Annotated in this window: 12 protein-coding genes; 10 read left to right on the top strand and 2 right to left on the bottom strand. The window is 40.5% G+C overall.

The window, feature by feature from the left end; translation table 11 throughout:
• Positions 1-9 precede the first annotated feature (9 nt).
• The 7 genes from EAI95_RS09515 to EAI95_RS09485 all read left to right on the top strand — a co-directional run bounded on the left by EAI95_RS09515 (position 10) and on the right by EAI95_RS09485 (position 6,886).
• On the top strand, positions 10-750 hold the full coding sequence (locus EAI95_RS09515; protein ID WP_129822817.1) for a Stp1/IreP family PP2C-type Ser/Thr phosphatase: 741 nt from the start codon (positions 10-12) through the stop codon (positions 748-750).
• Complete coding sequence (gene pknB / locus EAI95_RS09510; protein WP_129822815.1) at positions 747-2,618, top strand: Stk1 family PASTA domain-containing Ser/Thr kinase; 1,872 nt, start codon at positions 747-749, stop codon at positions 2,616-2,618. Before EAI95_RS09515 ends, pknB begins: the two co-directional genes overlap by 4 nt.
• A 130-nt stretch (positions 2,619-2,748) precedes the next feature.
• Positions 2,749-3,444, top strand: coding sequence for a cell wall-active antibiotics response protein LiaF (liaF, locus tag EAI95_RS09505; RefSeq protein WP_048691924.1), 696 nt, complete (start codon positions 2,749-2,751; stop codon positions 3,442-3,444).
• The gene (locus EAI95_RS09500; protein WP_129822813.1) at positions 3,441-4,460 is read left to right on the top strand and encodes a sensor histidine kinase; all 1,020 of its coding nucleotides are present in this window, start codon (positions 3,441-3,443) and stop codon (positions 4,458-4,460) included. Before liaF ends, EAI95_RS09500 begins: the two co-directional genes overlap by 4 nt.
• A complete protein-coding gene (locus EAI95_RS09495) occupies positions 4,438-5,070 on the top strand; it encodes a response regulator transcription factor (RefSeq protein WP_129822811.1) in 633 nt (210 codons plus the stop codon). The genes EAI95_RS09500 and EAI95_RS09495 overlap by 23 nt, the downstream gene beginning before the upstream one ends.
• 44 nt (positions 5,071-5,114) lie before the next feature.
• Complete coding sequence (locus EAI95_RS09490; RefSeq protein ID WP_129822809.1) at positions 5,115-6,521, top strand: Cof-type HAD-IIB family hydrolase; 1,407 nt, start codon at positions 5,115-5,117, stop codon at positions 6,519-6,521.
• On the top strand, positions 6,518-6,886 hold the full coding sequence (locus EAI95_RS09485) for a S1 RNA-binding domain-containing protein (protein WP_048715304.1): 369 nt from the start codon (positions 6,518-6,520) through the stop codon (positions 6,884-6,886). Before EAI95_RS09490 ends, EAI95_RS09485 begins: the two co-directional genes overlap by 4 nt.
• Before the next feature lie 51 nt (positions 6,887-6,937).
• Here the strand turns inward: EAI95_RS09485 and cysK are convergent, their stop codons facing one another.
• Positions 6,938-7,867, bottom strand: a complete 930-nt coding sequence (gene cysK, locus EAI95_RS09480) for a cysteine synthase A (RefSeq protein ID WP_125329919.1) — start codon at positions 7,865-7,867, stop codon at positions 6,938-6,940.
• 91 nt (positions 7,868-7,958) lie between these two features.
• On the bottom strand, positions 7,959-8,591 hold the full coding sequence (locus tag EAI95_RS09475) for a YigZ family protein (protein ID WP_129822807.1): 633 nt from the start codon (positions 8,589-8,591) through the stop codon (positions 7,959-7,961).
• 55 nt (positions 8,592-8,646) lie between these two features.
• Here EAI95_RS09475 and EAI95_RS09470 point away from each other — a divergent pair, with 55 nt between their 5' ends.
• From EAI95_RS09470 to raiA, 3 genes are all read left to right on the top strand, one after another.
• On the top strand, positions 8,647-9,945 hold the full coding sequence (locus EAI95_RS09470) for a DEAD/DEAH box helicase (RefSeq protein WP_129822805.1): 1,299 nt from the start codon (positions 8,647-8,649) through the stop codon (positions 9,943-9,945).
• Between the two features lie 62 nt (positions 9,946-10,007).
• Positions 10,008-10,613 carry a ComF family protein gene (locus EAI95_RS09465; protein WP_229046351.1) on the top strand — a complete coding sequence of 202 codons (606 nt, stop codon included), beginning with the start codon at positions 10,008-10,010 and terminating at the stop codon, positions 10,611-10,613.
• A gap of 87 nt (positions 10,614-10,700) precedes the next feature.
• Positions 10,701-11,246 carry a ribosome-associated translation inhibitor RaiA gene (raiA, locus tag EAI95_RS09460; protein WP_006596830.1) on the top strand — a complete coding sequence of 182 codons (546 nt, stop codon included), beginning with the start codon at positions 10,701-10,703 and terminating at the stop codon, positions 11,244-11,246.
• Positions 11,247-11,452 lie beyond the last annotated feature (206 nt).

Raw genomic sequence — 11,452 nt, 5'->3', positions numbered from 1 at the left:
ACGGACAGTATGGAAATTTCTATCTTAACCGATGTAGGTCAAAGACGGACAAATAACCAAGACTATGCAAATCAATATAAAAATAAAGCGGGAAAATCCATGATTTTTCTAGCTGACGGGATGGGGGGGCATCGTGCTGGTAATATTGCTAGTGAGATGGCTGTTACCGATCTCGGCGCTGCTTGGGTAGCGACTGAAATCAGCACCATTAACGAAGTCAGAGAGTGGTTTGCAGAGAATTTGGAAAAAGAAAACCAGCAGATCCATCGCATTGGTCAAGATGAAGAACATAAAGGAATGGGAACAACTCTCGAAGCTGTTGCCATTATCGATGACCAAGTCTTATTTGCACATGTAGGGGATTCCCGAATTGGACTCGTACGTAATGGGGAATACCATCAATTAACCAGTGACCATTCTTTAGTAAACGCCTTGCTTAAGGCAGGACAGATTACGGAAGAAGAGGCAGCTCATCATCCCCAACGCAATATCATCACCCAATCCATTGGACAAAAAGATGAATTGCAACCAGACTTTGGTATGGTTACGGTTGAAGCGGGAGATTTCATTGTTATCAATAGTGATGGATTAACCAATATGATTTCTGGCGATGAAATCCGTGATATCGTTGTTAGCGATTTATCGGTTGAAGAAAAGGCAAAAACCTTGGTTCGCTTTGCGAATAATGCTGGCGGTTTGGACAATATTACAGTTGTACTGATTCGCTTTGCTGAGGAGGATGTGGCATGATTCAAATCGGCAAAATTTTTGCCGGACGATATAAGATAATCCGTCAAATCGGGCGTGGAGGGATGGCAGATGTCTACCTCGCTCGGGATTTAATCTTAGATGGTGAAGAAGTTGCAGTTAAAGTACTGAGGACCAATTACCAAACAGATCCAATTGCAGTTGCACGCTTTCAACGAGAAGCCAAAGCGATGGCAGATTTGGATCATCCAAATATCGTTCGGATCACGGATATCGGTGAAGAGGATGGCCAGCAATACTTGGCGATGGAATATGTCGCTGGTTTGGACTTGAAACGTTATATCAAAGAAAATGCCCCTCTCTCAAATGAAGAAGCTGTTCGCTTGATGGGGCAAATCCTCCTTGCTATGCGCTTGGCGCACACGCAAGGCATTATTCACCGTGATTTGAAACCTCAAAATGTCCTTTTAACATCGGACGGAAATGCCAAGGTTTCTGACTTTGGGATTGCAGTAGCCTTTGCAGAGACCAGTCTCACCCAGACCAACTCTATGTTGGGTTCGGTTCATTATTTATCACCAGAGCAAGCCAGAGGATCGAAAGCTTCTATTCAAAGTGATATCTATGCAATGGGGATCATTTTCTACGAAATGCTGACGGGTCATATCCCTTATGATGGGGATAGTGCAGTGACCATTGCGCTGCAACATTTCCAAAAACCACTTCCGTCCATCATTGAAGAGAACAAAAATGTTCCGCAGGCTTTGGAAAATGTGGTGATTAAGGCAACAGCAAAGAAGCTATCCGATCGCTATAAGTCGGTAGCTGAAATGTATGTCGACTTGTCAAGTTGTCTATCTTATGAACGCCGTAATGAGAAAAAATTAGTCTTTGATGATGCTTCAAAAGCGGATACCAAGACCCTACCAAAGGTGAACGTGGTTCCAAAACCGGCTCCACTTCCAACATCGGAAGCTCGTCCTGCAGTTCATGAGGACCGACCAGTGGCTTCAGAGGATCGAACAGCTCCAGTTTCTCCAAAAAATAAGCCACGTCGTCGTTTGCGGACGCGCTACAAGGTCTTGTTTGTCGCCCTAGCTTTGGTACTAGCTGCCTTTGCCTTTCTTCTTTATATGAGTCCAGCCAACAAAACAGTGCCGGATGTATCTGGAAAAACAGTAGCAGAAGCGCGTGCTATCATTGAAGATCAGGATCTTCAAGTGGGAGACGAAAAAGAAGAATACAGTGATTCGGTGCTGGAGGGTTATGTAATCCGTACCAATCCAAATGCAGGAGCTCAGAAAAAGGAAAACAGCAAGGTTGATTTGGTTGTCTCGAAAGGACCAAGCACCTTTGACATGCCGAACTATATAAAAATGTCTAGAGAAGATGCTGAAAATGACCTGAAAAATAACTATAAGCTGTCTAGCAAGCTGATTTCGATTGAAGAAGTCGAGACCGATGAAGTGGAGCCAGGAATTGTACTTGAGCAATCTCCTACCGCTGGTCAAAAATATGATTTGACTTCTAATACCAAGGTTGTTCTGAAAGTATCGAAGGAAAGTAATTCGATCGAGTTACCAAGTTATGTTGGTTCTAATTATGAATTTGCTGTCTCTAATCTCGTTCAGATCTACGGGGTGAAGGAAGCAAATATTGAACGGAAGACTACATCGCATCTGCCGGCTGGTGTGGAAGTTCTACCTGGTCAAATTGTGAGTCAGACTCCAGAAGCTCAATCGAGCATCGATATTAAAAAGACTCGCATTGTCTTAACCGTATACGAACCGAAGACGGAACCATCAAGTAGCACGAAAGCTTCAAGTAGTTCATCAGAAAGTTCAACCTCTACAACAGTAGAATCCCATTCCAATACGGAACCTTCGGCTACTACTGAACCAGAATCTTAACATGATGACCTTATAAAACCAGACCCCATCGGTCTGGTTTTTTTAGTAAAGAGAGAGTTGGAATGAATCCTTCTAGAGGCGGAAGCGAATCCTATAGAATTTTGATAAAATAGAATAGAGAGGTTCAATTATGTGGAAGATTCAATTGTTTGTGTTTGTCGAAGCTTTGTTACTCACCATGGCTGCAATCACTATTTTGGCGGGAAATATATCTCGTATCGTCCTAATCGTGGTTCTGTGCTTGCTTCTATTGTATTATTACATCGGAAAACAGCGGAGTAATTTTCTTTTAGTGGCGTCCAGCATTCTGCTGTTTTTTATTGTCATGTTAAATCCTTATGTCATTGCTGCGCTTTTGTTTGCTGTTGTCTATGCCATGCTGGTGGCTTATCCCTATTTTTACCGTGAAAATGAAGAAGTGAAGATAGATTATGAGGAAGATGTAGAAATCCGACAAGAGAAAACGCCTTGGATTGGGGATCTGCATCATTTTTCAAAGGTAAACTGCCATTTTCGTGATTTAACGATTACTCGTTTAGTGGGGCGGGATACGATCCATTTAGACGAAGTGATTGTTGTGAATCATGACAATGTCATCATCATGAGAAAGATGTTTGGCAATACGAAAATTATTCTGCCGGTGGATGTGGAGCTGAGCTTGCAGGTGAATACCTTGTATGGAGAATTGCGCCTCTTCTCTCAAAAACCTAGAAAATTGAGAAATGAGACAGTAAGCATGGAGACACCGAATTATCGAAGTTCCCATCGAACAGTGAAGCTTGTTATTGCGGGGATTGTAGGAGATGTGGAGGTCGTCAGAGGATGAAACGAACAGACTATCTTTTAATCTTCCTTTATACGGTCTTAATTCTAGCTGTTATTATCCATTCAATCTTTGGTCTTTTCGACTTTCAGTGGACTTATCTATTGGAAGATTTATCCAAACTGCGTGCTTTTCTGTTTATTGGTTTTGGCTTGACGGTTGCTCTGACTATTTTGATGATTCTATTGATTAAATTGATTCAATTTACAATCATGAACACCGTCCAAAAAAACCTGAGAAACTTGCTCGAAGGCAAGAAGCTAAAACTCGGAGAAAACAAAGAGATTAATGAGGAGTTTCAACGCTTGGATCGCAAGCTCAAACGCCTGACAGAAAATTTGCAACGAACAGAAAATCGGGTCATGCAAAATGAAGAAGAGATTGTGGAGAGAGAACGCAGGCGAATTGCTCGAGATCTCCATGATACGGTGAGCCAAGAATTATTTGCAGCTAATATGATTTTGTCTGGTGTAGCCAGCCAGGATCAAGTTCTTCAACTGCCTAAAGTAGGGCAACAGTTGAAGGGAGTCACAGAAATTTTAAACACCGCTCAAAATGACTTGCGGATTCTCTTATTACACTTGCGGCCGACAGAATTAGAAGGTCGAAACTTGGTAGAAGGTCTCCAGGTGATTTTTAGAGAACTACAAGAAAAGAGTAATTTAGAAGTTTATTTTGAACATGATGTTCAAAAATTACCAAAATCAATTGAAGAGCATATTTTTCGAATTGTACAAGAAGTAGTGAGCAATACACTAAAACATGCCCATGCGAAGCGCTTGGATGTTTATCTGTTGCAAACAGAACAATCACTCCATCTCAAATTAGCAGATGATGGAGTGGGGTTTGATCCAGAATCTTTGGGTGAACTAAGTTATGGTATGAAGAATATTCAGGATCGAGTAGATGACATGGCAGGAAGAATTAAGATTTTGACCAGTCCCAAAAAGGGAGTGGCTATTGATATTAAAGTGCCATTAGTAGAAGGAGAAGATAATGAAATTATTACTAGTAGATGATCATGAAATGGTCCGATTAGGATTGAAAAGTTATTTAAGTATGCAAGATGGAATCGATCAAGTCCTAGAGGCCAGTGATGGTCAAGAGGGTGTTGAGTTAGCCCTAAAGGAGCGACCAGATGTCATCATTATGGATATTGTCATGCCCTATATGACGGGGATTGAAGCGACACTCGCAATCCTAAAGGAGTGGCCAGATGCAAAAATATTAATCCTGACATCCTATTTGGACAATGAAAAAATCTATCCTGTCTTGGATGCGGGAGCAAAGGGCTATATGCTCAAAACCTCTAGTGCAGAGGAAATTTTACGGGCCATTCGCAAGGTGGAGCAAGGAGAGTTGGCAATTGAGACAGAGGTCAGCCAAAAAGTAGAGTATCGGAAAAACCACGTGGAACTCCATGATGACTTGACAGCGCGTGAACGAGATATCTTAGCTTTGCTAACCAAAGGATATGAAAACCAACGAATTGCTGATGAGTTATTCATTTCATTAAAAACAGTCAAGACCCATGTATCGAATATTTTGTCAAAATTAGAAGTGAGCGACCGTACTCAAGCAGTGGTCTATGCCTTCCAGCATCACTTGGTTTCTCAGGAAGATTTTTAGTCAAAAACATGCTATAATAGACAGCATACTGAATGGAGACCCACATGGATGCAAAAACACGCTACAAAGCAAAAAAGATTAAAATAGTATTTTTTGATATTGACGATACCTTACGAAATGTTGAGACCGGCTATGTTCCGGCTTCGGTCACCAGAGTATTCTCTCAATTACGAGAAAAAGGAATTTACACAGCCATTGCTAGTGGAAGAGGGATTTTTGGAGTTCCAGAAGAAATCAAGGCTCTCCAACCTGATTTCTACGTCACTTTGAACGGTTCCTACGTGATTGATCGTAAGGAGAATGTCATTTATGAAGAAAGGGTACCAAATCCACTTGTTCAGGACTTTATTGCTTGGGCTAAGCAGGTAGGGATTCATTATGGTTTGGTTGGGAGTCATCAAGCAGCTCTTTCGACTCGGACAGAAGAGATAAGTCGTGCTATTGACCCCATTTATCCAAAGCTACCAGTAGATCCTGATTTTGCTGCCAAACATCCCATTTATCAGATGTGGACTTTCGAGACTGGTAAAACAGTTGATGCCCTACCTGAGAATTTGGAGCAAAAATTGCGTTTGGTTCGCTGGCACCCAATCTCATCAGATGTTGTCTTAGATCAGCAATCAAAAGCTCATGGTGTCTCAAAAGTAGTCGAAAAATTGGGATTCAAACCAGAAAATGTCTTAACATTTGGGGATGGATTGAACGACTTAGAACTATTTGACTATGCTGGTTTAGCGATTGCCATGGGAAACGCCCAGGATGCATTAAAAGCTAAAGCAGATTATGTCACAAAAAATTTAGAAGAAGATGGCATCTTACATGCCTTAGAGGAGTTAAAAATGGTTGAAAAAGAATTGCACTTACCACAAACAAAAATGGATCAAGAAACAGGACCAATTGCGACGATTCATACCAACTATGGAGATATGAAGATTCGTCTCTTCCCTGATCAAGCACCGAAAACAGTAGCAAATTTTATTGCACTTGCAAAAGATGGCTACTACAATGGAGTGATTTTCCACCGCATCATTAAAGATTTCATGATCCAAGGTGGGGACCCAACTGGAACAGGTATGGGTGGAGAATCCATCTATGGAGAGTCTTTTGAAGATGAATTCTCAGAAGAGTTGTACAATATCCGTGGTGCGCTATCCATGGCCAATGCTGGTCCAAATACCAACGGTAGTCAATTCTTCATTGTTCAAAACCAACACCTTCCTTATTCTAAAAAGGAAATTGCCCGTGGTGGTTGGCCTGAAGCCATTGCAGAGATTTATGCAGAAGAAGGAGGAACTCCTCATTTGGACCGTCGTCACACAGTATTCGGGCAATTGATGGATGAAGCTTCTTATCAAGTATTGGATACAATTGCGGCTGTTGAGACAGGTGCCATGGACAAACCTAAAGAAGACGTGGTCATGGAATCGATTGACATTGAGGGAGAGGCATGAGAATCGGGGATAAACTCAAGGGTGTTGTGACAGGCTTGCAACCTTATGGAGCCTTTGTTGAATTAGAGACAGGGGTAACCGGTTTGATTCATATTTCTGAAATCCGCAGTGGATATATCGACAACATTCATGATATCTTAAAAATTGGGGATCAAGTTTGTACCCAGGTTATTGATATAGATGAATACTCTGGGAAGGCTAGCTTGTCCCTTCGAGCCTTAGAAGCTGGGAACAGAAAGCATTTTCGCCATCATCGTTTTTCAAATGATCGCCATAAGATCGGTTTTACTCCTTTAGCCAAACAATTACCTATTTGGATTAAAGAAAGTAAAGAATTTTTGAGTGACACCAGTCAGGGAAAATAAGAATTTGTTTCTGCAGATAGAAAGAAAAGAGGCTACATCGTAGCCTCTTTTTTATTCTTGATCAAAATCGTAAAGGGTAGTTGAAAGGTAACGTTCCCCATTATCCGGTGCCAAAGCCAAGACTTTTTTACCAGCTCCAAGCTCTTTAGCGACTTCAATTGCTGCATAGATAGCGGCAGCAGATGAAATCCCAACTAAGAATCCTTCTTTTCCACCAATGTAGCGACCTAATTCTAAAGCTTGTTCAGAAGTGACGCGGATTACGCCATCATAAGAATTGGTATCCAACGTTTCTGGAATGAAACCTGCTGACAATCCTTGGATTTTGTGTGGTCCAGGTTTTTCACCAGAAAGAATCGCTGATTCATCTGCTTCAACTGCATAGACTTGGACAGCTGGGTTGACTTTTTTCAAGGCATGAGAAACACCTGAAATAGTTCCACCAGTTCCAACACCACTGACATAAGCATCCAATCCATTTGGTCCGAAAGCTTCTAAAATTTCTTGTCCTGTTGTTGCTTCATGGACTTCTGGGTTGGCGCTATTGTTAAATTGGAGGGGAAGGAAACCGTTTCGTTCTGCAGCGATTTCTTCTGCTTTAGCGATAGCTCCTTTCATTCCTTCACTACCTGGAGTTAAGACAAGTTCTGCTCCATAAGCTTGAATGATTTTCCGACGTTCAACACTCATGGTTTCAGGCATGACGATGACCACTTTATACCCTTTGGCAGCCCCGACCCATGACAAACCAATTCCTGTATTTCCGCTGGTTGCTTCAACGATAGTAGAACCGGGTTGAAGAAGACCATCTCGTTCTGCTTTTTCAATCATGCTAAGAGCAATCCGGTCTTTAACAGATGAACCAGGGTTGAAGGCTTCTAATTTAACATAGACATCAGCAGCCCCTTCAGGTACTAGGTGATTCAATTTTACAATAGGTGTTTTTCCGATTAATTCTGTAATATTTTGATAGATTGGCATACGATATACACTCCTTTGTTAGTGTATCCAGTATACCGCCAGTAAGAAGGTTTGTAAAATATAAAAAAGCTATCGATGCGATAGCCTTTTTTTATAACGGGATAGGAACTTCCACTTCCTTTAATCCCTGATCACTAATCTCAACCTTTCCATGGTAAAAATCAATCAGGTCCGCAATCACATCTTCTTTTTGCTCTTTATCTACATAGATCAGGCTAAAGACAGCATCGGTGAAGTCTGTCTGGAATTCTGTTAATTGGTGAGCGGATAAAAAGTTCGCAAACTCTTGGTATTGGGGATAAGTTAAGCTAATCCCTAGACCAACCTGCTCTTTGATTTCAACGAGACCGATTTCTTTTACAGCTTGTGCGACACTGCCAGCATAAGCGCGAATGAGTCCACCGGCTCCAAGCTTGATGCCTCCAAAATAACGAGTGACAACGCAACAGACATTGGTCAGTTCGTGGTTCTCTAAAACACCAAGCATGGGCACGCCAGCAGTCCCACTCGGTTCGCCATCGTCACTAGTCCGTTTAATTTCAAATTGTTCTCCAATGACAAAAGCAGAACAATTGTGAGTTGCTTTGTAATGTTCCTTCTTGATAGCGGCTATAAAGTCGCGAGCTTCCTCTTCAGTATAAACTCGTTTAGCATGGCAAAGAAAGCGGGATTTTTTAATTTCTTCTTGGACGAGACCGTCCTCTTTAAAAGTCTTGTATTCCATACATTTATTTTACAAAAAAACTCTTAAAACTGCGAGCTTTTACGAATATATAAGTATGAAACTTGAAGATTGTTATGGACGCTTGTTCACCCAAGACCAATTGGAGGTGGAACTGCTTGGAGAAGCCCAGGAACTGCCAGCTATGGTAGAGGAAAAGACGGGCTTGTTTTGTAATCGGTGTGGGACCAAGATAGATAAGGCTAGATGGAAACTACAGATAGGAAGCTACTATTGTAGAGCTTGCATTCAATTAGGAAGAGTTAGGAGTGATCAAAAACTCTATTACTTTCCCCAGCAAGCCTTTCCGCAAGAAGAAGTCCTAAGATGGCAGGGCACCTTAACTTCCTTTCAAAGTCGGATTTCTCAGGAGTTGGTTCAATCCTTAACAGAAAGCCAGCCAATGATGGTACACGCAGTAACAGGAGCAGGTAAAACGGAAATGATGTACCAAGTGGTAGCGGAAACAATTAAAAAAGGGATTTGTGTTTGCATTGCTACCCCAAGGATTGACGTGTGTATTGAATTGTATAAACGAATGACCAAGGATTTTTCCTGTCCCATCTCCTTGTTGCATGGTGATTCAGAACCTTATTTTCGAACAACTCTTGTCATATCCACCACCCATCAACTATTAAAGTTTTACCAGGCTTTCGATCTTCTCATTATCGATGAAGTCGATGCCTTTCCTTTTGTTGATAACCCCGTTCTTTATCATGCCGTTTCAAATGCCGTAACTAAGAATGGGAAGCTCATCTATTTGACAGCCACCTCTACAAAAGAGTTAGATAAAAAAGTCAAAAAACAGGAGATAAAACGCGTTAGCCTACCTAGACGCTTTCATGGCAATCCCCTTGTGGTCCCTAAGAAAATATGGTTAAAAGATCTACGTAAAAAAGTAGAAAAGAAACAAGTGCCAATGAAGTTGCTCAAGCTAATAAAAGAACAACGGAAGACCTCCTTCCCCCTAATCCTATTTGTATCAGAAATCGAATTAGGAGAAAAAATCCTCATTCTATTAAGGAAGGCCTTCAAGGATGAAAACATCAAACTGGTAACCTCTAAAACGGAAAATAGGTTGGAATTGGTAGAAAAATTTCGCAATCAAGAAATCACCATCCTTGTGTCAACGACCATTCTTGAACGGGGGGTCACCTTCCCTAAAGTAGACGTGTTCGTGATTGAGGCCAATCATCGACTGTTTACCAAGAGCGCTCTGGTTCAAATCGCTGGTCGTGTGGGAAGAAGTATGGAAAGACCCACAGGGGAATTACTATACTTGGCAGAAGGTAGTAGCAAAGAGATGACACAAGCAATTAAAGAAATAAAAGAAATGAATCGGGAGGCAGGTTTTTGAGTAATTGTTTGCTATGTGATGAAGAGATTTTCAATCAAGAATCCTTAAAGAGCCTCATCCTAATGAAAAAGGATAATCCAACAATGTGTGACAACTGTAAAAACAAGTTTGACCCAATTAGTGAAGCTAGTTGCAAGACTTGTTGTAAAAAAAGCACCGAGACATTTTGTGAAGATTGCCAAGAGTGGAAACGAAAAGGAAAGAAGGTAAATCATAGAGCGCTTTACTATTATAATGAAGAAATGAAGGAATATTTTCAAAGGTATAAATTTCAAGGTGACCAATTGTTAGCTTGTCTCTTTGCTGAAGAAATGAAGGCGGAACTAAAAAGATATAAAGGCTATACCATAGTTCCCATACCTTTAAGCGATGAGAGGAAAGAGAAGAGAGGCTTTAATCAAGTAACCGCCATTTTAGAATCTGCGGGAATCTCCTATCAAGACCTATTGAGAAAAAAGGATACAAAGGCCCAATCACAAAAAAATAAAAAGGAAAGATTGAAAGCAGAACAAGTCTTTGAACGCATAGAGCTAGAAAATCAAAACTGGCCTGAAAATATAGTGATAGTAGATGATATCTATACAACAGGAGCAACAATCGAAAGAGCCAAAGAAATGTTAATTGTAAATGGGGTGAAAGAAATAATATCTTTTTCATTAGCAAGATAGAATATTCAAAAATATATTTGCAAAAACAAAATGAAAGCGTTATAATATAGATATAAAAAGAAAAACGTTTAGAAAGAAGGTACTTATATGATTAAATATAGTATCCGTGGTGAAAACCTAGAAGTAACAGAAGCCATTCACGACTACGTCGTTTCTAAACTCGAAAAAATTGAAAAATATTTTCAAGCAGAGCAAGAATTGGATGCCCGCGTAAACCTAAAAGTTTATCGTGAAAAAACTGCAAAAGTTGAGGTCACGATTCCACTTGGTTCCATTACACTTCGTGCAGAAGATGTTTCTCAAGATATGTATGGATCAATCGACTTGGTAGTTGATAAGATTGAACGTCAAATTCGAAAGAATAAAACAAAAATTGAAAAGAAAAATCGTAGCAAATCTGCAACCAGCAAAATCTTTACAGACGCTCTGGTTGAGGAAAGCGTTGCTCTTGAAAAAGTTGTCCGCACAAAAACGATTGACATTGAACCAATGGAACTAGATGAAGCCATTCTACAAATGGAACTATTGGGACATGACTTCTTCATCTACAAAGATGTGGAAGACAACACAACAAACGTCATCTACCGTCGTGAAGATGGAGATGTAGGACTTCTTGAAGTCAAAGAAAAATAAGCTAATACAATAAGAAAGCTCCTGTAGAACATACAGGAGCTTTCCTATATTAAAGGAAGATAAAGTTTCTAAATAAAAAACAAAAAAATTTAAAAAAATAGAAAAAAGATATTGACAAGGTCATATGGACGTGATATACTAATATAGTTGTCGCGCGAGAGCGACAAAGACCTTTGAAAACTGAACAAGACGAACCAATGTGCAGG

This window comes from Streptococcus sp. bf_0095 (assembly GCF_004166885.1).
Classification (GTDB): Bacteria; Bacillota; Bacilli; order Lactobacillales; family Streptococcaceae; genus Streptococcus.
The sequence above is the reverse complement of the archived record's forward strand: the minus strand, read 5'-3'. Positions and strand labels throughout refer to the sequence as shown.

Excerpts from the sequence above, each read along its gene's own strand:
- EAI95_RS09515 (WP_129822817.1), top strand. The coding sequence starts at position 10 with ATGGAAATTTCTATCTTAACCGATGTAGGTCAAAGACGGACAAATAAC.
- pknB (WP_129822815.1), top strand. The coding sequence starts at position 747 with ATGATTCAAATCGGCAAAATTTTTGCCGGACGATATAAGATAATCCGT.
- liaF (WP_048691924.1), top strand. The coding sequence starts at position 2,749 with ATGTGGAAGATTCAATTGTTTGTGTTTGTCGAAGCTTTGTTACTCACC.
- EAI95_RS09500 (WP_129822813.1), top strand. The coding sequence starts at position 3,441 with ATGAAACGAACAGACTATCTTTTAATCTTCCTTTATACGGTCTTAATT.
- EAI95_RS09495 (WP_129822811.1), top strand. The coding sequence starts at position 4,438 with ATGAAATTATTACTAGTAGATGATCATGAAATGGTCCGATTAGGATTG.
- EAI95_RS09490 (WP_129822809.1), top strand. The coding sequence starts at position 5,115 with ATGGATGCAAAAACACGCTACAAAGCAAAAAAGATTAAAATAGTATTT.
- EAI95_RS09485 (WP_048715304.1), top strand. The coding sequence starts at position 6,518 with ATGAGAATCGGGGATAAACTCAAGGGTGTTGTGACAGGCTTGCAACCT.
- cysK (WP_125329919.1), bottom strand. The coding sequence starts at position 7,867 with ATGCCAATCTATCAAAATATTACAGAATTAATCGGAAAAACACCTATT.
- EAI95_RS09475 (WP_129822807.1), bottom strand. The coding sequence starts at position 8,591 with ATGGAATACAAGACTTTTAAAGAGGACGGTCTCGTCCAAGAAGAAATT.
- EAI95_RS09470 (WP_129822805.1), top strand. The coding sequence starts at position 8,647 with ATGAAACTTGAAGATTGTTATGGACGCTTGTTCACCCAAGACCAATTG.
- EAI95_RS09465 (WP_229046351.1), top strand. The coding sequence starts at position 10,008 with ATGAAAAAGGATAATCCAACAATGTGTGACAACTGTAAAAACAAGTTT.
- raiA (WP_006596830.1), top strand. The coding sequence starts at position 10,701 with ATGATTAAATATAGTATCCGTGGTGAAAACCTAGAAGTAACAGAAGCC.